Raw genomic sequence first — 25,693 nt, forward strand, 5'->3', positions numbered from 1 at the left:
GTAGCAAGGGAAGCTCAGGTTAACTTGTACGATATTATCATTACTTTATCCTTATTTTTTCAAAAATGAAAGCGTTCTATTTTCAGGAAGGGATGTTTATCCAATGAAAACGGCAAAGCCAGTTAAGCATGTCACCGTTGATGATTTATTTTGGAAAAAGTATAAGCAGGTTGTGGCGGAAGAGGTTATTCCCTATCAGTGGAAAGCATTAAATGATGAATTACCAGATACAGAACCCAGTCATGCGATTGAAAACTTTAGGATTGCAGCCGGGGAATCCAGTGGGGAGTATTATGGAACCGTTTTCCAGGACAGTGATCTTGCCAAATGGCTGGAGACGGTTGCCTTTAGCTTAAGGGATCATCCGAATCCCGCGCTTGAAGAGCGGGCTGATGAAGTGATTGAATTGTTGGGCAGATCTCAAGCTGAGGATGGGTATTTGAATACGTACTATCTGCTTAAGGAACCCAATAATCGCTGGACGAACCTAAGAGACAATCATGAGCTGTATTGTGCAGGGCATTTTATAGAAGCGGCTGTTGCTTATTATGAAACGACGGGCAAAACGAAGTTTCTTCACATTATGGAGAAATACGTAGACCTGATTCAGCAGATTTTTGGTACGGAAGAAGGGAAACGGAAAGGCTACCCGGGACATGAAGAAATTGAGTTGGCCTTGATCAAATTATACGACGTAACGGCAAAGGATCAATATCTCAAATTAGCGCAATATTTTATTGAACAGCGGGGACAGCATCCTATTTACTTTGCAGAGGAACAAGAAAAGAGAAAACATATTCAAACAGAGCCCACCTGGAATGATGAGAACAACATTAATTTTGGTTTAGGCTTCGAATACCAGCAAGCACACCAACCTGTGCGGGAACAAAAAGAGGCAGTCGGCCATGCAGTAAGAGCGGTGTACCTGTATATTGCGATGGCGGACTTGGCCGCGAAAACAGGGGATGCTTCCCTGTTACAAACCTGTGAAACGCTGTGGGATGATGTCACGAATCACAAAATGTACATCACCGCCGGCATCGGTTCTACTGTAAACGCGGAAGCGTTCACTTGCCATCACGATCTTCCTAATGACAGCATGTACTGTGAGACTTGCGCCTCTGTAGGGCTGGCCTTTTGGGCCAATCGTATGTTGCGCTTAGCGCCGAACCGGAAATATGCCGATGTTCTGGAGCGTGCGCTATACAACGGGACGATTAGTGGGATGGACCTGGACGGGAAACGATTTTTCTACGTGAATCCGTTGGAGGTTAATCCCTTTCAAAAATCCAGAAAAGATCAAGAGCATGTAAAAACAGAACGGCAAAAATGGTTTTTCTGCGCCTGCTGTCCGCCCAATTTGGCACGAATGATTGCATCAGTTGAGGACAATATGTACACCCAAACGGACGATACGTTGTATACGCATCTGTACATTGCCAGCAAGGTGAACATGACTTTATCTGGTCATGAGGTTGAAATTACACAAACTCATCATTATCCATGGGATGCGGATCTAACCTTTTCGATCCAAGTAACAGAGTCGACTTCCTTCAAATGGGCATTTCGGATTCCGGGTTGGTGCAAGCAGGCAGAGGTAAAGGTGAATGGGGAAGCCATATCATTAGACCATTTGGAAAAAGGCTATATTGAGATTCAGCGTACTTGGAAGGACGGAGATGTGGTAACTCTGCATTTGGCTATGCCAGTTGAGCGCATTCGGAGCAATCCGCTGGTCTCCATGAACCAGCAGCAAATTGCTCTCCAACGCGGACCAGTCGTGTTTTGCCTGGAAGAAGTGGATAATGGAGCGAATTTGGCAGGATTAAGATTGGCGAAGGATAGCCCCATTACGGAAGAGTTCAGCGAAAACCTGCTGGGTGGCATTGTAAAGCTGACCATAGAGGGATACCGGGTAAAAAGTTCGAATGCATTATATAGCTCGGAGCCTCCTGAATTTGTTCCTCAACAAATTACCGCCATTCCTTACTACGCCTGGTGCAATCGGGCTAAAGGGGAAATGCGTGTATGGGTTTATGAATCATAATTCATTCGCATGGGGAGAGGAAAGATCATGAGTACGAGAATTGTGAGTACGGAACCACCAGAAAAGGCAGCAAGTACCGTTCCTTTTCATCGTAAAATCAGCTATTCATTAACGGATACGGCAGGCAATTTACTATACTGTGTCATTTCCAGTTATCTATTATATTTTTATACAGATGTATTCGGTCTTTCTATTGGAATTGCCGGGACATTACTGTTTATCACCCGTTTTATCGATGCCATTGATGCCCCAATTTGGGGCATCCTGATTGACCGGACCAAGTCAAAATACGGCCAGAGCAGACCCTATTTTCTATGGTTAGCGATCCCGTTCGCTGTGTTCATGGTCCTTACGTTTACGACACCCAATTGGAGTGAGTCGGGCAAAATTGTATATGCCGCCATCACGTATATCATAGCCGGCATCCTGTACACAGGGATCAGTACGCCGATTACGTCTATTCTGCCTAACCTGAGCACCAACTCTAATGAACGTGTAGTCTTGAACTCCTTCCGCATGGTCGGGGGGAACGTAGGTTTCTTCATCGCCACGACATTTACGTTACCTTTGGTCGCTTTCTTTGGACAGGGGAATGATCAAAAAGGATTTTCCTTAACGCTCGTTTTATTTGGAATTATGGCGATTATTATGTTTTTCATAGCGTTTGCCGATTTGCGAGAAAATGCAGCAGTGAAAACGAAATCCGTCCCCATTGCTAAAAGCTTTACAGCCATCAAACGAAACTGGCCTTGGATGCTCGTTGTAGCTGCCAACTTGTGTTACTGGATTGGTTTGAATATTCGTTCAGCAACGCTCATCTTTTATCTGCAATACAATCTGGACAGTAAGGACTTAGTACCTTTAATCAATGGACTGACCTCCTTACAGTTAATCTCGATGGTTCTGATTCCGTTTTTCGCCAGAAAATTAAGCAAAAATGCGATTATGATTATCGGATTGATATTAGCTGCGCTGGGTCAAGTCGTGATTTTAATGGGAAGTACAGACTTAACCCTCATTATTATCGGCTGGATTATTGGTGCATTAGGGTCAGGCTTTGCGTGTTCTATGCCGTTTGCAATGTTGTCAGATACAGTCGATTATGGGGAATGGAAAAACGGTATTCGGGCAAGTGGCTTCCTGACCTCTATTGGAAGCGCATTCTGTATTAAAGCGGGTAGCGGAATAGGCGGATTATTGCCAGCATGGATCATGGGCAGCACCGGTTACATCGCTGGGCAAGTTCAAACCCCTACGGCGTTGTCTGGCATTCAGTTCAGCTTTATCTGGCTGCCGTTTATCATCTTCTTGATCGGGATCATTCCTATGTTTTTTTATAAAAAATTCGAAAAGAATGAAGCTTCTATTCAACAAGATTTGATTGCGAGAAGATCATAGACATTCTTTTAACAAGGTTTTAATGACATATTAAGGCATTATAATACTGCTCCAAAACCTGTTCACTGAGCTGAGCAGGTTTTTCTGTTATTTTCTATTCAAATGTGAGCAAGACCATTGACAGGATTTTCTTTTGGAGCAATACTTCTATGTAGAGAAAAGTGTACAGAATCAAGAACTAGACACATCTAGCCTTGCAACTTTATACATTTTTTCGCCATGAAGGCTCTTCTGTTGAAGGGTTTTTTTCAATTTGAGAAAAAGAATGTGATGATATGAGTCAACTGAGTGTAAGGATGAGAACACATGGCTTTCTGAATAAGCATTTTTCAGGAGAGTCTATTGATTATCGACAGATTATTGCGCTGTTTATCCCGCTTCTGATTGATCAGGCTTTTATTGTGGGTCTTAATTTGGTGAACACGGCAATGATTAGCTCGTCAGGGATGGCGGCAGTCAGTGCTGTAAATATGATCGATTCTTTGAATATTTTTCTGATTAATGTGTTTGTCGCAGTGTCTACCGGGGGAACGGTTGTCGTGGCACAGTATAAGGGGAGCGGTAACGACCTTATGGTTTCTAAAGCCGCATCCGGCACCATTTCCTCTGTTTCCTTGCTGGCTTTATGTATCAGTTTGTTTATGATCGTGTTGTACAATCCGATTTTAAGTGTTCTGTTTGGTTCCGCCTCGCCTGATGTATTAGCTAACGGTAAGGTATATCTACTGGGAAGTTGTATGTCTTTTGTGGGGATTGCAATCGTTGAGGCAGTGTGTGGAGCGCTGAGGGGGATCGGGAAGACGAGGGCATCGCTGGCTCTTTCGCTCATCATGAACCTCTCGTACGTGCTCCTCAATGTGGTATTCATTAATGTATTGGATATGGGTGTGCTGGGCATGACGATTGCCGTCAATGTGTCCAGATATGCAGGAGCAGTGTGCGCGCTGATCTATTTGGTCAGGGTAGATGATGACTTGCGTGTTCAGCTTAGAGATATGCTTTATTTTAATTTGGCTATGCTTAAAAAGATTCTGTTTATCGGGCTTCCCTTTGCAGCGGAACAGATGTTTTTCAATGGGGGCAAAATTTTAACCCAAATTTTCATTGTGAGCCTGGGGACCAATGCGTTGGCGACGAATGCCATTTGCTCATCCCTAGCTAACGTGTTCCAAATCCCTGCGAATGCTTTGGCTCTTACGATTGTAACCGTGGTCGGTCAATGCATGGGACGTCGAAATGTCGAGGATGCCCGCAAGTTTACCAAATCGTTTATTTGGCTGTCGTCTTGTTCGTTTATTGTCATGGGTCTCATTCTGATGCCTTTGTTTGAGCCGATGGTGGGGCTGTTCCATCCGCCTGCCGAAATTGTAGATGACATTTTTGTTGTCATACTGATTAATACGTTGGCCCAGATTCCGCTCTGGTCCATTGCCTTTATTACACCCTCTGCGCTAAGGGCAGCAGGTGATTCCAAATTTACGTCCCTCACCTCAATGCTGTCTATGTGGTTGTGCCGGGTGGTGCTTGGGTACATTTTGGGCATTGTGTTCAACCTGGGGATTGTTGGTGTCTGGTTGGCTATGGATATTGAATGGGGCGTGCGGGGACTCGTTTTCCTTTGGCGCTTCCGCGGCAACAAATGGGTCCAGCATCGTTTGATCGACTGAATAGGTCCACTACTATAAAATTGACTTCTGGATGAAGGCATTTTACGGTAGTGGATTTTTTTCCATTCCTATACTTCGTTCAGACTCCTTACTCTATCCTGATTCCTATATTGCCTAACTGCGCTCCCTGCTGCATACGGTGGAAGGCTTTTGCTGTGTCTTGTAGAGGAAATATGCTATCTATAATCGGATGGAGTGCATGGCGCTCCATGAACTGAAGCATAGCTGCGAATTCCTCGCCACTGCCCATAGAGGTGCCGATGATGCTGATTTGAGGAAAAAATATAGACCGCAGTGGAATCTCTACTTGATCTCCTGAGCTTGCGCCAAATGTAACAATCCGACCGTTTGGCTTGAGGACATCCAAATATTTATCGAACGTAGCAGGACCGATACTGTCAAGGACCAGATCCACGGTGTCTCCGTTCATATTTTCTTTCCATCCGCTATGGCTGTCGAATGCATGATTAGCGCCATGGGCGAGGGCAGCCTGCCTCTTTGCTTCGCTGCGTGATGTGACGCTGACCCGTGCACCTGCCGCTAAAGCCATAAGCATGGCATACGTGGCTACACCACCACCAATACCGGGAATGAGGACGTGCTCACCCTCCTGCAATTGGCCTCTTGTGAAGAGCGCGCGGTAAGCGGTCAAAGCAGACAAAGGCAGTACCCCTGCTTCTTCCCATGAAAGGTATGCTGGCTTGCTGACGGCATTTTGGACGGGGATGATAACCGATTCAGCGAATGTCCCGTCCGAAGGTCCGCCCAGAATGGCTGGAACTAAGGGAACATGATGCGTATTCTCCCATCCGATACATGGATTGATCATTACATCGGTGCCTACCAGCGAGGTTGGGACGCCAGCACCCACAGCCTCGATCACACCTGCTCCATCGGATCCGAGAATGAGTGGAGCATCGTTGGCAGCTCGATCTGCCATGAGGAATAAGTCCCGATGGTTCAAGCCTGCGGCTTTGAGTTTTACCCTCACCTCATCGTTCCCTGGCTGTCTGTCCGTAACGTCTGTATACATCAGACCCTCAGGGCCGTTTTTGCTGGCATGTATCACGGCTTTCATTTTAAAACCTCCCGTGGTGCGAATTTAGATGCAATTGCATATATATTGAATTGTACAGAGCGGCAAGCATCCGGTAAAATGAACAAAATCGAACGTGAGTATCACAAATGATCATACCAAGCAGGTGACGTATACATGGAAAGCAGTGATTTGAAAATTTTTCGGGCCGTCGCTCGCGAGGGCAGTATCACGAAGGCTGCGCAAGTTTTGAATTATGTACAGTCCAATGTGACCTCGCGGATTCAGCAGCTTGAGGCACAATTGAACGTACCGCTATTTCGCCGATCTAACCGGGGAATGACGTTAACGCCAGCAGGAGAGAATCTGCTGAAATATGCGGATACCATACTGACCTTGCTGGACGAGGCTGTAAAGTCCACTCAATATTCAGACCAGCCCGCGGGACCTTTGCGACTGGGCTCGATTGAGACGGCGGCGGTTACGCATCTGACCTCTTTATTGATGGAATATTACGCTCAATATCCTGATGTCCATCTATCGCTTATGACAGGCAGCACCCATGATCTCGTACAAAAGGTATTAAATTACCAATTAGATGGAGCGTTCGTCTATGGCCCCGTTGATGATCCGCATATAGAGCATATCGCGGCTTTTGAGGAGGAACTGGTACTCATCTCGGAACCGGGAGAAAGTGATATGAGCAAGTTGCTTGCCAAGCCTATGCTGTTCTTCGACGTAGGCTGCACGCATCGTACAAGAGCAGAAAGCTTTCTGAGCGAAGCAGGTGTGGATGCCTTTCAGGTTATGGAGTTCGGAACCTTGGAAGTCATTTTGGGTGGAGTAGCCTCTGGTTTGGGAGTGTCCATGTTGCCACAATCGTCGATTGCAAAGGCAGAGGAGGCGGGAAGTATTGCTTCTCATCGTTTACCTGAGGAATATCGTAAATTAGAGGTGTGGTTTGTTCATCGGCGGGATTCGGTTTACTCCAGTGCACTGTCAGGCTTGCTCCATTGGATGAAAAAGGATGCTATACTTAACTAGGATTAAATTGACATCAGGGGTGTATCATTTGGAAGAACCTAATTTATTGAAAAATCCATCTACAGTAGCTCCGGGAGAATTTGTGAGGAATGGCGGTTATCAGCGACGAGAACCGGATAAGATGGCAGTATTATCAGAAACATACGGTGCCTCTATTTTTTTCAGAAGATGGGCGGCTTGGATGATTGACTTCATTCTTATCGTCTTTGGGTATGGAGGGCTGGTATATTTTACAGCGGAAAAAGTAGCTGAAGCGGAAACCCCAAATATGGGTATGGTAGTGATGCTCTTCCTGATCGGCTCCTTCTGCTATTATCTGTTACTGGAAGGACTTACAGGCTATACGCTGGGCAAGTTTGTACTTCGTATTCAGGTTGTGAATGGAGAAGGAAGGCCGCCAGGCATGGTTAAATCCTTGATCCGCACTCTCATACATCTGGTGGATACGAATCCGCTGCTTTTCATGGGACTGCCCGCCTGTATATGTGTGCTGGTGACACCTCGGAAACAACGGATTGGAGATATGGCTGCGAATACATATGTGGTAAAGGTAAGGGATTTGGGAAAGGTGGGCAGAAAGAAAACCGGGATTATTGCAGGAGCAATCATCCTGACGACGATCATTTCAATGGTTTTTGCTGTATCTTTAATTTCTATGCTCATTACGCAAATCATGAAGCCTGAGGTATTTACCAGTAAGGATAGCCAGTTTGCGGTTACGGCTCCCTGGAATTGGTCACGAGATAATAGGATTAATGAGGATGCGGACATCGCCATTAAAAATGAATTTACCGAAAGATATCTGATTGTATTGTCTGAACCGAAAAGCGATTTTGACAGCAGTATGACTCTTCAAGAATATAAAGGAATCATTGAGGATCATTTGGTGTCAGGAATTACGGACCCTGAATTGGGGACCGCTTCAGATATGGTGGTGAACGGATATCCTGCCATTGAGTTTACCCTAAAAGGAGAAATAGATGGGAATCTGGCCATGTATAACGTGACCACGATTGAAACACCTTCGCATTATCATCAAGTGCTTGCTTGGACCTACGCTTCCCGCTATGGTCGAGCACAGCAAGAGCTGCGCAAGATTAGAGACAGTTTCCGCGAAATGAACATGCTGTGAAGTGAACATGAAGCAATGACGATGAATCGAAGTTATAAGGAAGTAAGTGGAACAAGCAGACAGCTTATAGGAGCGTCTGCTTGTTGTTTTATAAACTTCCTTTAAAAAAACGAACATCAAAACGGAGTAGGCGGAATGGTGCTATAGGTAACTTTTAATGATCCGCAATCCGGCCACTTTCGCCACTTTGCCTTGTGGATGGGCCTTGAATTGAATCGTAACTTCATTCTTGTGGTTCGTCACAGATAGAGGAAGCTCATAGACGAACGTTTCGAATTTATTCATTTCCTCAGACTCCAGCTTGCCTTCCCCTAAAATTTGACCATCCGCAGTGATGTCAAAGTCACTATGAGGACGGCTCAAGTCCTTCAAATAAGTAACCGCCAATTGGACAGGCTCATCCGGAAGCACCTTCATGACAAAAGAGAACCAGCCCCCAGGCCAGGTGTCGCGATATTTGCGGTTATAGATGGACCCCAAACCTACATGCTCTCCAGTAAAGGCATGATCTCGTTCCGGCTGCATTTCGGCAGGCTGCACAACGTCCACTGTAAGTCGTTCCAGCTCTAACTGATACGCTAACGCGGTACGATATTCTGCCTCGGTTGCTGCCCATTCCTCCTTGGAAAAGAGATCCCAATAGACGGTATATGAACGATCATACATCTGATAAAACGGACGAAGCTGCAAGTCTCCGATATAGCCTAAGTCGGTCATATGGAATGTATTAGGCTCGTTCCCGTCAGCAATCAGCTTCGTTGTCAGGGAATCGGCCGATCCGATCAGAACAGACGCAAGCAGACGCTCTTCGTTGGACTCCTGCACGACAGGGCCAAGATCCCCAGCCAGCACAAGTGGACCGTACATAAAAGCAATCCGGCGCGGATTATCTGGCATTTCCTCGACTCTCACGGTCATAGGAATGTCGTACTCGACCGTATCCCCATCGTTCCATTCCCGTTCAATGACAACGTAGCTGGTAGGACAAGTCTCTGCGGTATACTCTTCCCCGTTAATTGTAATCATCATCCCTTGCTCCGCCCAGTGCGGGCATCTTAGCTTGATTGCGAAGGATTTGGGCTGCTTGCTGATAACGCGCAGCGTTCCCCGTCCATTTTGCGGAAAGAGAGTGTCTTGTTTGAGCTGTACGCCCATCTCGTCCCATGTCACGGTAGAAGGGACATATTGATTGACATAGATCGCTTCTGGCGTGTGAAAATAAATTGCAGTGCCGTACATGGAGTGACTTTCCATACCGGACCCGACACAGCATGTGAAATCCTCATATTGAGAATTAAAGGACTTGTGTCCTCCCATTTCCAGCGATACAAAATAGCACACACGTCCATCTACAGGCTGCTGTGAAGCTAGAATATGATTGAACATCGCTCGTTCATAGTAGTCGGCATAGGCTGCATAGGCGTCCCACTCGAACATATGTCTTGTTAATTTCAGCATATTGTAGGTGTTACAAGTTTCACAGGTACCTTCGCCCAAACGGTCATTCAGCTTCCCAGGTTCACCAAAATGTTCATTATAACTATTGCCGCCGATCACGTAGGAATGCTTGTGAACCACCCGATCCCAGAAAAAGCGAGATAGGTCCGCATATTGCGGTTTCCCCGTCATTTCAAATTGCCGTGCAGCGCCAATGATTTTGGGGATTTGCGTATTGGCATGTCGCCCTGCCAACGTATCTTGGCTATCTGCGAGATCATTTAACACCTCTCCGTGATAAAAGCGTTCCGCCAGACTCAAAAAGCGTTCTTCTCCCGAATGTTCCGCCAGATCCGTCAGTACCTCGTTCATACCGCCAAACTCGCAGTGCAGCACCTGCTGCACCTGATCATCGTCCAGTCCTTGAAGTACATCCTCCAGCCAGTTGCCGAGTTTGATTTCTATAGACAGGGCCTTGGGATGATGCGCCAGCAGATGTGCATCACGCAAGCCCGCAAAAAGTTTGTGCATGGTATATAGCGGCACCCAGCCGCCGTTCAGATCAAAACCCTGGGAGCGGATATCTCCGGCTTTTACTTCCTCAAAAATCTCTTTCCCACGTGGAATGCCGGAAATGTATCCGTTTCCATGACTGTTTTGGCATATTTCCAGTTCGTCGACTACATAGTTCACGCGTTCCAACAGTCTTTCGTCGCCTGTGGAGGCAAACATCAGTGCACAGCCGGACAGGTAGTGACCGAGTGTATGTCCGCTGATGCCACGCGCTTCCCAGCCTTCATAGTGAGCCGCTTTGGGCTCCAGTCCCGCATATTCACGAAAGCGCGATAATAAACGGTCGGGTTCCAAACTCAGCAGGTAGGTCGTATTCAGTTCCATCGCATGTAAAAGAGGGCCGGAATCAATTCTTACTTTATGCAAGTCAAAAGCTTTAGCTTTCAAAATCATCGCTCCTTAGCTAAGATGAAAGTGTATATTTCTCCACTACATTAGCATTGGAATCGCGGTATGTCAGTAGCTTAACCATACAATGGGTGGACAAATCCGAACATGAATCTAAAGAGGCGATAACATGACCTATCTAAAAGTAAATGTAGATGCTCCGATCCAACTGATCTCGGCAGGCGAGTTTGTTTCCGAGGTGCCTTGGAAGCATATGAGTCGTTCCATTGAAAATTTTGAGCTGATCCTGGGTGTCCAAGAGACGGTATATATACGAGAGGAACGGGATGATTTTGAAGTAGGCGAGGGAGATATTCTATTGCTTTACCCCGGTCGTACGCATAAAGGATACCGGGAATCGTTGCCGGGCGTGAAATTTTATTGGTTTCATTTCGATGTTCCCACGACCCCGAATGTACTATCTAATGAGGAAATGAAGCAGGAAACAAGTGCTTTGGATGGGCTTTTGCAGCGTCACGGTGTGATGCGTGATATCTATTTACCGCAAAGTGTACAGGCAGACAACGGAGATCGGATTCATATTATCGTCAATCAGATTTTGCATGTAGCCAACTCACATTATCTTACGTATCACAGTGTAAATTATTTGTTCACCTCGCTGCTGATCGAGATATCTGAACTGGCGCTCAGCCGCTTACTTTCCAATCCTGTCCATTCACAGGGGAATGTGAGTTTTAACAAAATTATTGAGTGGACCCGTATTCATGCCGAAGAATCATTGACCGTGACGGATTTAGCTCGAAAATTCAATTACAACAAGGATTATATCTCTCGTTTATTCAAGCAAAATACAGGCATGCGTCCCCTGGAGTTCATTCACAGTATTCGTATCAACAAAGCCAAGGAGTTGATTTCCCGTACAGATATGAGCATTAAGCAGGTTGCCGAAGAGGCAGGCTATACCGATGAGAAGTATTTTATGCGTTTGTTCAAAAAGAGAGCCCACATGACTCCTTCCCAATACCGGAATGCCTATCACAAAACATTTATGAACAATGTCTAGTGCATTTCTACTAAAAGTTGGGTGCCACCGTCCATAGGGGGCAACTGGTGCAGTATTTGGTCAATTGACGGAGTCACTTAATATGGTAATCTGAGGGAAGGGTTTAAATGGTTGCAGGCTATGTTATTACTTGATGAAAAAGGGGCGAGTGAGATGCTACAACTACCATTAAAAGATGAACTGACTCGAATACTGGAAGGGTATTCACTGGATGAAGATTTAAAAGAAGAGATTCATCAGGAAGCTCAAGCTGCTATACAATTTCATGTGGAGCATGAGGAAAACTACGAACACATTGGAAATAGTCGGATCGCCGGCTATCCAGATCTGCCACCCACGATAGAGTGGCCTTGTAATTCAGACGGGGAATATTATACGTTTATTGCTCAAATTAATTTGAGTGAGCTGCCTTTTTCACCATTTGAGGGATTGCCTCGTCAGGGCATACTTTACTTTTTTCTTGGGCTGGATGAGCCCGCCTATGATATTGACCATAAAATCTTTTACTATAACGGTGACAGCAGCGCTTTGCAGAAAACATTACCGCCCGCTGGGTGCGTAGAGGTTTCGGCAGAGCAACGAGATTTCACCGCCTATGCGATTTCCTTTCAGCCGATTATTACCCTTCGGTCGGAGGGTGAGCTAGGAGATATTCTTGTAGATCAGTATGAAGAGCTGTATGAGCTTGTTTGTGAACAAAGTGACACGTTGTGGGGTCAGCATCAATCTTTTGCAGGGAACACCCGGCGGGATGCTTATCTACGCCGAAATGGGCTGGAGGGTCTTCTGTTTAACTGGCATAAGAGTGAGAGTCAGATTCATAAGGAAATCGAGCAAGCTATGCATAGGGGAAGTACGGATTATGCGGAGCATTTACGATCCGAAGTGCTGCCTCAGCTACAAGAATATCAAACGAATCGGGAAAGACACGATCAGGCTTCGGAAAATTGGCATGTTCTGCTCTCGGTCTCTTCTTTAGAAGAGGTTGGTATGTGCTGGTGGGACGCGGGGTATTTGGAATTTTTTATAGATCAAAGGGACTTGAAGAACCTTGATTTCACGCGAACGTATGTCAATCTGGCTACGAGCTAGCTAAAGTTCTAGACTGGGAAAATAAAGTATTAAACGGACGTTGCTTCATTAAGCTCACGGGCAGGTTAGTTTAACTCTAGAAATAAGAAAAGAGAACAAGTGTTCTTTACATGTGTTATATATGAGTATATAATCAAAACGAACCGGAGATCTGTTTTTTTTTGATAAAACAATGTAGATTCTTCTTTGGTGTAAGAATTTTATAAATAACTCAATTTTGGAGGGTCTGTATGCCATATTGTAAAGTCAAGAATGCCAATATATATTACGAGGAAATTGGTAAAGGCAAACCGATTATAATGATTCATGGTTTTACACCAGACCATCGGTTAATGAGTGGGTGCATGGAACCGATATTTGAAGGTAATTCCGATTGGCGTCGTATCTATCTTGACCTGCCTGGAATGGGACAAACAAAGGATTACGATCAAATATGTAATTCAGATGATATGCTAGAAGCAGTTATAAATTTTATTGAAACTCTTGTCCCAAACGAGGATTATCTCATAGCAGGCGAATCGTACGGTGGATATATTACAAGGGGAATAATTAATAGACATAAAGATCGTATTGGTGGAGCTGCTCTGATTTGTCCATTAATTATTCCTGAACACAAAAGAAGAATACTGCCCGAGCATTTTGTTGTTCATTGTGATCGCGAGTTTATGGGCACCTTAAGTGAAGAGCAAATAAGTGATTTTAGCGCAAATCAAGTCGTTCTCAATGAATATAATTGGAAAAGGTATTCTGAAGAGATAGTGGCAGGTTGTAAGATCGCTGACTACGATTTTCTTAGCAAGATTCAAAGAAACTATGGGTTTTCCACCAATATAGATAAATTAGTTTTTGATAAACCAACAGTATTTACTCTTGGGCGACAAGATGCAGTCGTTGGTTACATAGATGCTTTTAGAATTTTAGATAATTATCCTAGAGCAACCTTCGCCGTTTTAGATCGAGCAGGGCATAATCTTCAGATTGAACAGGCTCTATTATTTGAGTCACTTATGCGTGAGTGGCTTGAAAGAGTAACAGAGTTTGGATTTTAGTTGTATATTAATCCATGAACTAACGGGAAACGTTGATTCAATGAAACAACGACAACCCAGGACTTTATTTTCTGCTGACAGTATGATTGGAATGATAAAATGCAAAGGCCCTTCTGGCTTTCCATCAGGGAAGCAGCGGAAGGGCTTTTGTTATATATACTTGCCTATACGGGGAGTTTATTTATATCCGCTGCACGGTAAATTCGAATTCCAGCTTTTGATCGGCTGTAATTTGGTATTCTTCATGTACCGGGGCTCCCCAGCTATCGTCGCCGCCTACGCCCATTTGCTTGCCAGCTACGGTGACAACGGTGTAATACACGTTGGGCAGCTCATATAGATGGTAGGCACTTTCCAGCTCAAACGCTGTATACGGCGAAATATTGCATTCCACCGATGCGGTAGCAGGTGCAGTAATGCGAATGCCTCGCTGGGAATCGTCGGTAATATCGACACGGCGCACGCCTGTACGATTGCCGGATTCCTGCGGCACGACATACCCGGATACGTTATCCGCAGCTTCGTTGCGGAATACGCCTAGTCTCGCGCCAAAGGCACGGTCGATGTAATTCTCTTCCGGTCCCATCGCGTACCAGTCCAGATGGCGGTAGTCTGCCGGAACCTTGAACGAAAGGGCAAAGATCGGCAGGTTAGGCAGTCCTGAAACGCCTTCATAAGTCGATTTTACGTTCAAACTGCCATCCGCCAAGACGGTGTAGGCTACCGTTACCTGTACGTCCGCATGAATGCTCAGCGTGTAGCGGAACGTAACAGTTACACGGTCTGTCTGCTCTTCCGTGACCTCGATGCCTACGCATTTACGTGTCAGACTTGCAGCGAACCAGCCACCGGCTTCAAAGCCCAGTGCGGTTCCCCGATCATTGTCTGTGGTCGCCCGCCAGAACAATGGAGCAGGAGGTGTAGCGATCATCTCACGTCCGGCGTAGCGAAGTGAAGTCAGGCTACCTGCTCCTTTGGAGAACATGATACTGAAATCTGCACCGTGAACGCCAATGTTAACATCGCCATGCACCACTCGTAAGGCACCGCCCGTAGGGAGCTGCCGCGGATTTCGATCTTCCACGATGAAAATATGCTGTCCGAAGGCTACTTCGTGTCCAGCCTCAGCCCAGAGCGTGGCTTCTTTCAAAACCAGGGCGGTGTGAATGACATACTCACCGGGCTTTTCGTTCGTATTAGGGAACGTCAGAGGAATATACGCCTCGGTCTGAGCTGCCACATCTACATGAATGGCATTACGTTCGATTTCTTGGCCTTCATGCAGCAGGCTATATACTAACTCATAGTCGCCCGTCCCCTCGAACAGGTTTTCATTGCGCAGGGTTACACCGCTGCGATCCGGGGTGAGCTTCAAATTTTGATACAGAAATTTGACCTCCTGCATCTTCGGTGAAACCTTCCGATCCGCATAGACAATTCCGTCCGTACAGAAGCCATAGTCTGTGGCACGGTCGTCAAAGTCGCCGCCGATCGCGAGGTACTCGCGTCCATAGCGATCTTTTTTCATAACAGCCTGATCAATATAATCCCAAATAAAACCGCCCTGATACAGCTCGTATTTGCTCTCCAGCTCTGTATACTTGTGCATGCCGCCTACGGAATTGCCCATTGCATGCATATATTCGCAACTGATATACGGCTTTTGTGGATTATCGTTTAAGTATTGCTCGATATCTGCAGGCTTGGCGTACATCCGGCTCTCCATATCGCTAGTATCATCGTACGTACGGTTATGAAACACGCCTTCGTAATGCACTAGACGGCTCGGATCGGTGGTTCGGAAATAGTTAGCTACATTGCGCAGCACTTCACCTGCATACGACTCATTGCCGCAGGACCAGATCAGAATGGAGGCGTGGTTTTTGTCCCGTTCCAGCATGGAAATGGCGCGATCCATGACGATATCTTGCCACTCAGGCAGATTGGCAGGGATATTCCACGATGGCTCGACGGCGCCGAGTTTTTGCCAGGAACCGTGTGTTTCCAAGTTCATTTCATCAATTACATAGACTCCGTACTCATCGCATAGCTCATACCACAGAGTCTGGTTTGGATAATGAGAGGTGCGGACAGCGTTCATATTATTCTGCTTGAGCGTCCGAATATCCCACAGCATATCTTCACGGGAAATCGCACGTCCGGTGCGAGCGTTGAATTCATGGCGGTTCACACCTTTAAAGACGATACGTTTGCCGTTCAAATGCATGACCTTGTTGATCAGCTCAAATTTACGGAAGCCGATTTTTTGTGGAATGACTTCCACGAGCGATCCACTGGCATCATAAATTTGAATAAACAACGTGTACAAATAGGGTTTTTCCGCGCTCCACCGCTGCACTTGCTCCAAGGTTGCTGACAGTGAAGCCGTGCCATCCGTAAAGTCAGCTTTCAAAGAAGCTACAACATGACCGGTAGCATCTTTCACATCGACAGTTGCATAGGCCGTTGCCGGCTTTTCCAAGGTCAATTTCAGTTCCAGAAGGCCCTGCGTGTAGGAAGCATCCAGATCTGCCTTGGCATGCAGGTCACGTACGTGAAGCGTAGGGATGGTATAGAGGTACACATCTCTGAAAATACCGGAAAAACGCCAAAAGTCCTGATCCTCCAGCCACGCCCCCGTACTTCTTTGATAAACCTCTACCGCCAGCTTGTTTTCGCCTGCTTGCAGGAACGGTGTCAGTTCAAAATCAGATGGTGTAAAGCTGTCCTCGCTATAACCGACAAATTGTCCGTTCAACCATACATAGAAAGCCGACTCGACGCCTTGGAAAGAAATGAACACAGGCTGCGCGTCGGAAGCCATATTTTCCGGCAAAACAAAGCTTTTGATATAGCTCCCGACTGGGTTGTGATCCTCCGGAATATGGGGTGGGCGAACGTCCGAATGTCCGTCCCACGGATACATCGTATTCACGTACTGCATTTGGCCAAAGCCTTGCGTCTGAATGTGACCCGGCACCTGAATATCGCTCCAGCCGCCGTACTCAAAGCCAGGGGTATAGAACTCTACCGGACGGCTGGCTGGATTCGTTGCATAGTTAAACTTCCAGCTCCCATTCAGGCTATGACGCCAAGCCATATCAGCTTGCTGCTCCGCTTCCTGAAGCGTAGCGTAATATTTGTGATCGGAATAGGCGGGCAGCCGATGTACAGCAAATTTGGTTACGTCGGTCAGCCAGTCCAGACTAGGGGGTTGGATGGTCAAGGCGAACACTCCTTATTTTTAAAATTGAAATGAAGAACGTACACAGAAATCTGTTATTTTACCGAACCCACCATGCCCGCTACAAAGTGTTTCTGCATCAGGAAAAATACCAGTGCGGTCGGAAGTGTGGACAGGACAATGGCGATCATGATGACACCGTAATCCGGTGCATAGCTGGAGCCGAGGTTCGAGATCAACAGCGGAATTGTTTGATTTTCCGGCGTTTGCAGCACAATCAGAGGCCAGAGGTAGTTGTTCCAACTGGACATGAATGTGATGATCGCGGCAGCGGCATAGGTTGTTTTCATTGTAGGCATGTATACCCGGAAGAACAGACCCAGCTCGGACAATCCATCCATACGGCCTGCCTCCAGTAGATCTTTGGGAAACATCTTGGTGCTTTGACGGAAAAAGAAGATCAGGAACGCCGTAGTTACGGTCGGAATGACGACAGAAGAGAGCGTATCAATACCGATCCACGGTATGACATTAGAAATGCTGCCGAACATCCGGTAGAGCGGGATCATGATCGCCGCAAACGGAATCATCATAGACATCAGCAGGATATTGAAGACAACGTCTTTCGCTTTACTTCTGTAAATTTCAAAGCCATAACCAGCCAATGACGCGATTAGCATAGCCAGCAGCGTAGTTGAGATGGAGACTTTTGCAGAGTTACTGAGTGCGGTAACGATGTCCACTTTTTCAAGCAAATTGTGCATGTTATCCATCAGATGGGAGCCAGGCAGAAGCTTGCCTTTGGTCACATCAACTGACAGGTTCGTGGCGCTGGATAGCATCCACAGGAACGGGAAAATCGAAACGAACGACACAAGGATCAGAAAGGCGTACGTAAATGCTCTTTTTGTTTTCATCATTTTTTCTCACCTGCCACTTTGAACTGGATAATCGACAAGATAATGATCATAATGACGATGGAATAAGATACGGTCGCCGCATAACCAAAGTCGGATGAATACTTGAAGGATAGATTGTAAATATATTGCGAAATTGAAGATGTCGCGTTCCCCGGTCCACCCTTGGTAATATTCATAATTTCATCGAAGAGCTGGAGTGTACCAATCGTTGATGTAATCGAAGTGAACAGGATAATCGGCTTAAGCAGTGGAACCGTAATGCTGAAAAACTGTCGGATCGGGGAAGCTCCGTCAATACGGGCCGCTTCGTAGATGGAACTGTCAATGTTCTGAAGACCGGACAGGTAAAAGATCATATTATAACCAGTCCAGCGCCATGTGATCGCGATAATAATCGTAACCTTGGCCCAGAAAGGATCTGTAATCCATTGGATGGGCGTGCCAATCACGTGCAGATTCAGCAATAAGGAGTTCACCAGACCGTCGGACGAGAACAGGTACTTGAAGACAACCGAATAGGCTACAAGGGATGTGATACACGGCAAGAAGATAGCTGTGCGGAAAAAACCCTTGAATTTCAGGTTTTTATCATTCAACAATACCGAAATGAACAGAGCCAGAATGACCATCAAAGGTACCTGGAAAATTAAATAGATAAACGTATTCTTCACGGCGGTTATAAACATTTTATCGGTGAACAGTCGCTTGTAGTTATCAATGCCGTTAAAGCTCAGATTAGACCCTGTACCTGTCTTAAAGGACAAGATAAGCGCCTGAATCATTGGATAGAAATAAAAAGCGGCAATCATGATCACTGCGATGGATATGAACAACCATCCTGTCATACCTGCTTTGAGACGTGTTGTAGTTATTTTGGGCGCGGCTGTCTTCATACCATGTCAACTCCCTGTGCAGCAATAAAACCTTGAACTCGCAAGCCCAAGGTTTTAAGTGCTTATCGTTTTATTGTTTAGCCTTGGCTAGATGGACTATCTTATTTAAGCTGTGCTTCCGCCTGTCCTTGAGCATCTTTCAGAACGGCGTCTACATCTTTTCCGTTCAGATAGTTTTGAATTTCAACGGTCATGATATCCTCAATGGCATACGTGTGCAGGCCATAATTGACTTTTGGAACTTGTTTAGTCCATTCTGCAAATTTCTTGTATACTTTGTCGCCTCCGAAGTACGGATCTTCCACGTCATATGCTTTACCGCTGGAAGCTGCGTTCAATGAACCGACAATTCCAATTTTGCTCAGCATATCTTGATACAGTTCTGGATCTGTTCCGAATGTCTCTTTCAGGAAATCAGCAGCGGTATCTTGACCGTCCGAGTTAAGGACATACCAGGAGCTGCCGCCGAGGCTGGAAGCATTCACGGATTCAGGTATATTTTTCAGCTTAGGGAAAGGAACAACAGCCCATTTACCGGATTGCGAAGCTTCTGCTTTGATCGAAGGTGTAATCCAGTTACCTGTAGGTACGGAAGCAACTGCACCGCTGTTGAATGCGGCCAGGAACTGACTCCAGTCGGCATTCATTTTAACAATGTTAGCGTCGAACAAGGATTTGTACGTCAAGAGCGCTTCTTTCAGAGCTGGATTACCTGCCAGGTTTGGTGTCTTACCGTCTTCTTTCAGGTACCATGAACCTGCAGTTTGGATCATACCACGGATCAGACCGAGGTCATTCGGATCTTGAGTCAGCATTTCTTTGCCTGTTTTTTGTTTTACGGCTTTACCAATTTCAATAAATTTGTCCCAATCAATATTGGTCAGGTCCGCTACTTTGTAGCCGGCTTGTTCCAGATAGTCCGTTCTCACATACAGTCCCATAACACCGGAGTCGAAAGGAACACCGTATTGCTTGCCGTTGTAGCTAGTCGGTCCGATTTTATAATCAGCGAAGTCGGATGCTTTGATCGTGCTGCTCATATCATGGAAAGAATCGGGATAGGCTTGCAGGAAGTTCTGTGCCCGATAATCCTCGATCAGAACCACGTTCGGCAATCCTTTGGTAGATCCGGAGTTAAGGCCGGCATTCATTTTTTGTACGATATCGTTTTGAGCATATTCAACAATGTTTACGGTTACATCTGGATGTTTGGCAACATAGCGATCTTTTGCCAGCTTCAGGGCTGCGATATTAAAGTTCGGGTCCCAAGCCCAGACGGTGATTTCTTTTTTGCCTGAATCTGTGGTTGTAGCTGCTTTCTCGGAATTGCTGGAGCATGCGGATAGCAAGATCAAGCTTGCAATCAGCAGAAGGAAAGTCATTTTTTTCATTTTGTTCAACCCCTACTCTTTTTTTTATATGTTGCTTGCTAGTTCTAAACTTCTTGAATGAAAGCGGTTACCTTATTTATAAATCTAGTGTACCATCCATACTTTGTCGGTGTTAGGAATATCTTTATACGGATTGGTCTTATTATTATGATTTACCAGAAAAGGTACCGCTTACATTTGTATTTTATTTTGGTTTAGGTACTTTTTTTAGGTTGAACTAAAGTTGTTCACGAAGCGCCGCTGCGCGGCCGGATGGTGCTTCCCATCGCTGTTGCTTGTACAGCACCATTCCGCCCATTCCGTCCACTCCGTTCTTGTTCCACCTTCTTTGTTTAGTTCAGCCTATTTTTTTATGGGGTAGGAGGGGTGGGTTTTACGATCAGTGGGAGGGTCATTCTAACTTTGGTGCCCTCGCCTTTTTTACTGGAGATGGTCACGCCATATTCTTCTCCATATAAAAGGGTAATGCGATTGTGCACATTCTGGATGCCGATGCCTGTGAACAGTTGGCGCTTGCTCTTGGGATTCGGCAGTCCGTCTTGCGCCGTATGCCCGTCCAAATCCATACCGTCCCCATCATCGACCACCTCACAGATCAATGTATCCTCCGTTTTGGACACCAATATATAGATGTGGCCTACATTTTTTTCATTAAACGCATGGAAAAAAGAGTTTTCGATAAAAGGCTGAATGATGAGCTTGGGCACATGGTACTCCAGACAATCGGGTGATACAAAATAATTCACTTGTACCCGTTGCCCGTAGCGAACATGGTTAATGAACACATAATTTTGCATGTTGGCCATTTCCTGCTCAATGGTGATTGTTTCGCTCACATTACTGATTGTATTTTGCAGTAAAGAAATGAGTGCATTGATCGTATCGGCGGCTGTTTCCTTGTTTCCTTTGAGCACGAGCATTTTGATCGAAGCCAATGTATTGTACAGAAAATGTGGATTGATCTGCCGTTGTAGTGCAGCAAGCTCTGCGTTCCGTTGACCCTTTTGCGTCTCTAAAAGCTTACGGATATAGTCATTTAGTTCATCCAGCATGTAGTTGTAAGCATGACTTAATTGTCTAACCTCATAGCTGCCCGTTACCGGGATATAATTATCAAAATTTTTCTCACGTATGGTCGACATTTGCTTCACCAGTCGAGTCAGCGAACGAATCAGTCGACGGGATATCAGAAAAACGATCACCAAAGCAATCAGTACGATGGCAATGCAGATCCAGACAACGGATTTAACGTCAATAATTTGCCCAATCGCGGCTTGTCTGTCAATCATGTTCACCAGATAAAAATCAAATGAAGGGATATAGTTGGAAAGGAGGATACTCTCCTTATTCATCACATCCGCATTAATGTAGTTAAGTCCCTGTTCATTGATTTTTGTGGCATAGCCTAGCAGCTCACTGGAGCGTTGTCCGATCAGGTCCTGGCGGTTGCTCGATACAATCAGTCCCGACTTGTCCAAAATAAGCACATCATTGCCGTTGCTCGTGAAATTGTTGTAGAAACGGCGAAATTCAGGCTCTCGGATAGCGATGTAGATCATGCCGTACAGGGTGCCGCTGGTCCGCTCCATAAATGGTTTGGAGGCGATGATATAGGGTGTTGGCTTTTGCGCGGTGGTATTCATTTGTTGTTGAAATAATTCAGTATCTAATTGATACATAAGCTGTGCTGGTCGTGCTACACTTCGGGCTGTAATCGCACTGCTTTTAAGCTCTTCCGCAGTTACAGACCAATAAGACGAGTCGGAGTAAAAGCTCCGGCCGTTCAGACCTGTTACAGCGACACCGACATCATAGGCATCGACGTTCGATTTAATTTGCTTCATTTGCTGTGCCATTCCGAAGTAAATCCTCGCCGAGTTAATCGAGTCAGATTGACCTCCAGTCAGATAGTTCTTGACCGTTCCATTTTCCGAAGCGTGGGTTACGGCATTCACGATAGAATCATTGAAGGATTCAAAGCTGGATTGAATCTGGCTGAGTACCTTGGCATTTGTAATACTGAATGTCTCAGCAAAAAGTCGTTCAGACATCCGAATCGTCACCAAAGAGGTCAGCAAGGACACCGCAGTGATGCTGACCACCATAACAATAAAGATTTTGAAGAACAGACCTTGATATTTGATCTTATGGATATATCTTTTCATATTCAATCTCTTTTCTGCTGGCAGATGTGGCTTACTCTCTAATAGAGATGCTCCCGGCGGTACTGACTGGGCGAGTAACCCTTCACTTTTTTGAACACTTTGGTAAAATAGCTGGGGTCCGAATAGCCTACCGTGCTGCTAATATCCGAAATGGACATCATCCCCGACCGTAGTAACTCTGCGGCTTTTTCAACCCGAATTTTGTTCAGATACTCGCTAAAACCTTCTGTATGGTGTGCCGTAAAATAACTGGACAAGTAGGAAGGGTTAAAGTGAAAATATTGCCCAAGTGTCGTCAAATTGAGCGTTTCAGCATGATGCTCTTCAATATACTCCAGCAGTTTTTTCATGCTTGCGCTACTTCCTTGCTGTGTTTTAGCCATGATCTGTCTGTTCGCTTCCTCCAAAAAAGTCTCCAGAAGGCGGACGGCTTCATGTACATGAGGGGCATCATTAATTGTTTTGAAATAGGAATATTTCGCCGCATCCAACTCCTTCATATCATACCCCTGATTCCCGAGCAAAATCGTAATGTTGAACACGATATTTCCGAGAAGCGATTTGAATTCAAAAGCGGTAGAGGTATAGTTACCGGACATGGCGGCTACATAGGATCTCAAATCCTGAAAAGCTGTATCAAAATGCTCACGCTTCATCTCTTCTGTAAATTGTTTCAAGTTAAACGAGCTGTTCACTTGTACAGGCTGAGGGAGTTCGTCTTCTATTAACAGCGCTGTTCCTGGGAAATAAAAGCGGTAACTCAGCAGTTTTGGCAGTTCATCCTGATAGACGTCACTAATCTGATTGAACTCATCAAATAAATGGCTAACTGCCCAGCCTGTCTGTGGATCGACTCGCTTTGTCTCCTGAGCAACTTCCCTAACCGCAGCCATCCAGGCGTCTACTTCCCGTGAATCAAGATTGGCTAAAAACACAGCCGCATAGACATCAGACGGCAGTTGTCGCAATACGATGTGCTCACAGGCAGAGGATACTCGATCTGTAAGCTTGGAAAATAGGTCCGAGGCAGAGATGGAGCGCCCTTTATCCTGCTGTACCGACTGTTCTATACCTATGAGCACAAAACGGGCATAAGGGAATGCTTGCTTCAGCAGCTCGGCGTCATAGTCCATGCTATACCCGGAGATCAGCTTTTCGATCACATGATCTATCGTAATTTGATTATTCCCGGCATCTGCTTGATATTGAATGGATGGAATTTTGCGAGCAGTTCTCTGGAGGACTTGGAGTAGCTCATCCGTGTCCAGCTTGGGCTTTAAAATATAGTCAGCAACTCCTTGTTGAAAGGTGGATCGCACGTAATTAAATTCACCGTAACTGCTAAGCACGATGACTTCGATATCTGGATAGTTCTGTCTGACTATGCGCGTCAGCTCCTCGCCATCCATGATCGGCATCACGATATCTGTAATGACTATATGAGGGCGCAAGGTTTCAATCAGCTCCAATGCTTCTTTCCCGTTAGAAGCCTCACCTACAATTCGAAACCCATACTGTTCCCACGATAAATGGTGTTTAATTCCTTGCCGTACCAATATCTCATCATCCACAATCAAAATGTTGCATAGCTCATTCATGGCAGCACTCTCCGTAATTATACCTATTCGAGGATTTTGCAAAAATCCTGATTCAAAAAAGACCTCCATCACGTGGACGTCATATCATCTGAGGCACATATTTGATAACGCTTGCAACTTAGCTTGAATCTAAAGCATTTAACCTTTACATGCTAACATAAACCACACGGGGATTCCAAAAAAAATTAGTCCAAATGGCATATAAAACAACAAAAAAGGCAGCCGAGAAAACCTCGACAGCCTTAAACAACCGGGATTACCTTATACAGTACCCCAAGTCCGATCTCCTGCCAAATATTTTTCAGTCAAAATAGACAGCAGTTGAATGCCAACCTCATTGTGTCCTCCCTCAGGAAGGATCAGGTCAGCGTATTTCTTGGAAGGCTCAATAAATGCCTCATGCATCGGCTTAACCGTAGTCAGATAGTGATCGTGGATCGAATGGATGGTGCGGCCGCGTTCCTCAATATCGCGAAGAACCCGACGGAGAATACGCACATCAGGGTCCGTATCCACAAATACTTTGATGTCAAGCAGGCTGCGGAGCTTTTCGTCTGACAGTACGTGCAGACCCTCCAACATAACGATATGATTTGGCAGAAGCTCTACCGTCTCGTCCGTGGAGCGGGCATGAACCGTAAAGTCATACACGGGCGCTTGTGTCGCTTGTCCTTTTTTCAGACATTGGAGATGCTCAATAAGCAATTCGTTGTCAAAGGCAAACGGATGATCATAATTGACCAAAGCACGTTCATCATAGCTCAGATGTGAATGGTCTTTATAATAGTTATCCTGAGATATGAAAGTCACTTTATTAGATCCCAGACGCTCAACGACGGCGCGTGCTACCGTCGATTTACCGGAACCTGTACCGCCGGCAATACCAATAATAAGCATGGCGTTTCACTTACCCTTCCCTAAATGTATCCCGATACAACTCAAGTATTGTAGCACAATGCACACTTTTTTTCATCACTGTTGAACTTTGTATTTCTTCCATTTCCGTATCTTGGCTCTGAATGTTTTAAACGGTGCCACCGAGTTGATGTGAATCCATCTTGCCATGGGCCAGTTTGGATTCGTACCCGTCCAGTTGTGAACGCCTTGAGTGAAGAGCTCTTCGTGGCTAAGTGTGTCGATCCAATCCAGCCACTTTTGCTCAGTCAACTTGAACATATCGCGTAATTCGCGTAAAGATTGGTGGGAGTAAGTCTTGTAAAATGATTGATATAGTTCGCCTAGTCTGTTCCATTTATAATTGGGGGCGGGCATGATGACGGTTTTTCCTTCCCGTTCGTCTCTGTCCCATGTCATGACAAGATGAAGCCATCCGAGCTGGTAGGCAATCATTTCTGCGGGTGTTTTATCTACTTCGGGGATACGAATATCCTTTTGGCTCTCGTCGATCTCCTGGAACTCACCGTCAAATCGTAAGTAGGAGGCATGAATGGCTTCCTTTAACTCCGATTTGGAAGCGTAGTCGTAGCTGGACATCTCATCGCTCCTTTAAATGATATGGATGATACTCACTCCTTTATATGTACCATTCCCAATATGACAACTGTATGTCTTATTCAAAAATAAAAAAATATCGTTTTTTGTGATTTTATGAAACAGCATTTGGTGTGAACACGAAACAGGATGCAAAATTAATTG

The 25,693-nt window shown here is 45.6% G+C and carries 18 protein-coding genes; 8 read left to right on the top strand and 10 right to left on the bottom strand.

From position 1 onward, the window contains the following. The first annotated feature begins 103 nt into the window (after positions 1–103). The 3 genes from MKY35_RS01105 to MKY35_RS01115 all read left to right on the top strand — a co-directional run bounded on the left by MKY35_RS01105 (position 104) and on the right by MKY35_RS01115 (position 5,112). Positions 104–2,047: a beta-L-arabinofuranosidase domain-containing protein gene (locus tag MKY35_RS01105; protein ID WP_342445345.1), complete on the top strand. Its 1,944-nt coding sequence runs from the start codon at positions 104–106 to the stop codon at positions 2,045–2,047. Between the two features lie 27 nt (positions 2,048–2,074). Then, positions 2,075–3,445: an MFS transporter gene (locus MKY35_RS01110; protein WP_322252767.1), complete on the top strand. Its 1,371-nt coding sequence runs from the start codon at positions 2,075–2,077 to the stop codon at positions 3,443–3,445. A gap of 275 nt (positions 3,446–3,720) precedes the next feature. Next, entirely contained in the window at positions 3,721–5,112 is a 1,392-nt protein-coding gene (locus tag MKY35_RS01115; RefSeq protein ID WP_103048395.1) for an MATE family efflux transporter, read from the top strand. 88 nt (positions 5,113–5,200) lie between these two features. Here MKY35_RS01115 and MKY35_RS01120 read toward each other — a convergent pair whose 3' ends face one another. Next, complete coding sequence (locus MKY35_RS01120) at positions 5,201–6,190, bottom strand: zinc-binding dehydrogenase (protein ID WP_342445346.1); 990 nt, start codon at positions 6,188–6,190, stop codon at positions 5,201–5,203. A 135-nt stretch (positions 6,191–6,325) separates the two neighbouring features. On the opposite strand from MKY35_RS01120, the gene MKY35_RS01125 reads away from it, so the two are divergent. Continuing rightward, positions 6,326–7,192 (top strand): LysR family transcriptional regulator, encoded by an 867-nt coding sequence (locus tag MKY35_RS01125; RefSeq protein ID WP_342445347.1) that lies wholly within the window; start codon positions 6,326–6,328, stop codon positions 7,190–7,192. Continuing rightward, on the top strand, positions 7,176–8,324 hold the full coding sequence (locus tag MKY35_RS01130; protein ID WP_342445348.1) for an RDD family protein: 1,149 nt from the start codon (positions 7,176–7,178) through the stop codon (positions 8,322–8,324). Before MKY35_RS01125 ends, MKY35_RS01130 begins: the two co-directional genes overlap by 17 nt. Before the next feature lie 141 nt (positions 8,325–8,465). Here MKY35_RS01130 and MKY35_RS01135 read toward each other — a convergent pair whose 3' ends face one another. Further along, positions 8,466–10,721 (bottom strand): beta-L-arabinofuranosidase domain-containing protein, encoded by a 2,256-nt coding sequence (locus MKY35_RS01135; RefSeq protein WP_342445349.1) that lies wholly within the window; start codon positions 10,719–10,721, stop codon positions 8,466–8,468. 130 nt (positions 10,722–10,851) lie between these two features. On the opposite strand from MKY35_RS01135, the gene MKY35_RS01140 reads away from it, so the two are divergent. From MKY35_RS01140 to MKY35_RS01150, 3 genes are all read left to right on the top strand, one after another. Next, positions 10,852–11,745 carry an AraC family transcriptional regulator gene (locus tag MKY35_RS01140; protein WP_342445350.1) on the top strand — a complete coding sequence of 298 codons (894 nt, stop codon included), beginning with the start codon at positions 10,852–10,854 and terminating at the stop codon, positions 11,743–11,745. Between the two features lie 120 nt (positions 11,746–11,865). Further along, on the top strand, positions 11,866–12,837 hold the full coding sequence (locus tag MKY35_RS01145) for a YwqG family protein (protein WP_342445351.1): 972 nt from the start codon (positions 11,866–11,868) through the stop codon (positions 12,835–12,837). A 230-nt stretch (positions 12,838–13,067) separates the two neighbouring features. Continuing rightward, positions 13,068–13,886: an alpha/beta hydrolase gene (locus MKY35_RS01150; RefSeq protein WP_254327292.1), complete on the top strand. Its 819-nt coding sequence runs from the start codon at positions 13,068–13,070 to the stop codon at positions 13,884–13,886. 181 nt (positions 13,887–14,067) lie between these two features. Here the strand turns inward: MKY35_RS01150 and MKY35_RS01155 are convergent, their stop codons facing one another. The 8 genes from MKY35_RS01155 to MKY35_RS01190 form a co-directional block, all read right to left on the bottom strand. Next, positions 14,068–17,112, bottom strand: coding sequence for a glycoside hydrolase family 2 TIM barrel-domain containing protein (locus MKY35_RS01155; protein ID WP_342445352.1), 3,045 nt, complete (start codon positions 17,110–17,112; stop codon positions 14,068–14,070). A 53-nt stretch (positions 17,113–17,165) separates the two neighbouring features. Next, complete coding sequence (locus MKY35_RS01160) at positions 17,166–17,990, bottom strand: carbohydrate ABC transporter permease (RefSeq protein WP_013308300.1); 825 nt, start codon at positions 17,988–17,990, stop codon at positions 17,166–17,168. Then, positions 17,987–18,883: a sugar ABC transporter permease gene (locus tag MKY35_RS01165; protein WP_013308301.1), complete on the bottom strand. Its 897-nt coding sequence runs from the start codon at positions 18,881–18,883 to the stop codon at positions 17,987–17,989. Before MKY35_RS01165 ends, MKY35_RS01160 begins: the two co-directional genes overlap by 4 nt. Before the next feature lie 101 nt (positions 18,884–18,984). After that, positions 18,985–20,274, bottom strand: a complete 1,290-nt coding sequence (locus MKY35_RS01170; RefSeq protein ID WP_039274127.1) for an extracellular solute-binding protein — start codon at positions 20,272–20,274, stop codon at positions 18,985–18,987. Between the two features lie 350 nt (positions 20,275–20,624). Further along, entirely contained in the window at positions 20,625–22,439 is a 1,815-nt protein-coding gene (locus MKY35_RS01175) for a sensor histidine kinase (protein WP_342445353.1), read from the bottom strand. Between the two features lie 38 nt (positions 22,440–22,477). Continuing rightward, the gene (locus tag MKY35_RS01180; protein ID WP_342445354.1) at positions 22,478–24,037 is read right to left on the bottom strand and encodes a response regulator transcription factor; all 1,560 of its coding nucleotides are present in this window, start codon (positions 24,035–24,037) and stop codon (positions 22,478–22,480) included. Between the two features lie 261 nt (positions 24,038–24,298). Beyond that, positions 24,299–24,934: a uridine kinase gene (gene udk / locus MKY35_RS01185; protein WP_013308305.1), complete on the bottom strand. Its 636-nt coding sequence runs from the start codon at positions 24,932–24,934 to the stop codon at positions 24,299–24,301. 75 nt (positions 24,935–25,009) lie between these two features. Continuing rightward, the gene (locus MKY35_RS01190) at positions 25,010–25,531 is read right to left on the bottom strand and encodes a ClbS/DfsB family four-helix bundle protein (protein ID WP_029516908.1); all 522 of its coding nucleotides are present in this window, start codon (positions 25,529–25,531) and stop codon (positions 25,010–25,012) included. Positions 25,532–25,693: the final 162 nt, after the last annotated feature.

Source organism: Paenibacillus sp. FSL L8-0638, from assembly GCF_038593075.1.
In the GTDB taxonomy this organism is placed as follows: domain Bacteria; phylum Bacillota; class Bacilli; order Paenibacillales; family Paenibacillaceae; genus Paenibacillus; species Paenibacillus polymyxa_D.

Excerpts from the sequence above, each read along its gene's own strand:
- MKY35_RS01105 (WP_342445345.1), top strand. The coding sequence starts at position 104 with ATGAAAACGGCAAAGCCAGTTAAGCATGTCACCGTTGATGATTTATTT.
- MKY35_RS01110 (WP_322252767.1), top strand. The coding sequence starts at position 2,075 with ATGAGTACGAGAATTGTGAGTACGGAACCACCAGAAAAGGCAGCAAGT.
- MKY35_RS01115 (WP_103048395.1), top strand. The coding sequence starts at position 3,721 with ATGAGTCAACTGAGTGTAAGGATGAGAACACATGGCTTTCTGAATAAG.
- MKY35_RS01120 (WP_342445346.1), bottom strand. The coding sequence starts at position 6,190 with ATGAAAGCCGTGATACATGCCAGCAAAAACGGCCCTGAGGGTCTGATG.
- MKY35_RS01125 (WP_342445347.1), top strand. The coding sequence starts at position 6,326 with ATGGAAAGCAGTGATTTGAAAATTTTTCGGGCCGTCGCTCGCGAGGGC.
- MKY35_RS01130 (WP_342445348.1), top strand. The coding sequence starts at position 7,176 with ATGCTATACTTAACTAGGATTAAATTGACATCAGGGGTGTATCATTTG.
- MKY35_RS01140 (WP_342445350.1), top strand. The coding sequence starts at position 10,852 with ATGACCTATCTAAAAGTAAATGTAGATGCTCCGATCCAACTGATCTCG.
- MKY35_RS01145 (WP_342445351.1), top strand. The coding sequence starts at position 11,866 with ATGTTATTACTTGATGAAAAAGGGGCGAGTGAGATGCTACAACTACCA.
- MKY35_RS01150 (WP_254327292.1), top strand. The coding sequence starts at position 13,068 with ATGCCATATTGTAAAGTCAAGAATGCCAATATATATTACGAGGAAATT.
- MKY35_RS01160 (WP_013308300.1), bottom strand. The coding sequence starts at position 17,990 with ATGATGAAAACAAAAAGAGCATTTACGTACGCCTTTCTGATCCTTGTG.
- MKY35_RS01165 (WP_013308301.1), bottom strand. The coding sequence starts at position 18,883 with ATGAAGACAGCCGCGCCCAAAATAACTACAACACGTCTCAAAGCAGGT.
- MKY35_RS01170 (WP_039274127.1), bottom strand. The coding sequence starts at position 20,274 with ATGAAAAAAATGACTTTCCTTCTGCTGATTGCAAGCTTGATCTTGCTA.
- MKY35_RS01175 (WP_342445353.1), bottom strand. The coding sequence starts at position 22,439 with ATGAAAAGATATATCCATAAGATCAAATATCAAGGTCTGTTCTTCAAA.
- MKY35_RS01180 (WP_342445354.1), bottom strand. The coding sequence starts at position 24,037 with ATGAATGAGCTATGCAACATTTTGATTGTGGATGATGAGATATTGGTA.
- udk (WP_013308305.1), bottom strand. The coding sequence starts at position 24,934 with ATGCTTATTATTGGTATTGCCGGCGGTACAGGTTCCGGTAAATCGACG.
- MKY35_RS01190 (WP_029516908.1), bottom strand. The coding sequence starts at position 25,531 with ATGTCCAGCTACGACTACGCTTCCAAATCGGAGTTAAAGGAAGCCATT.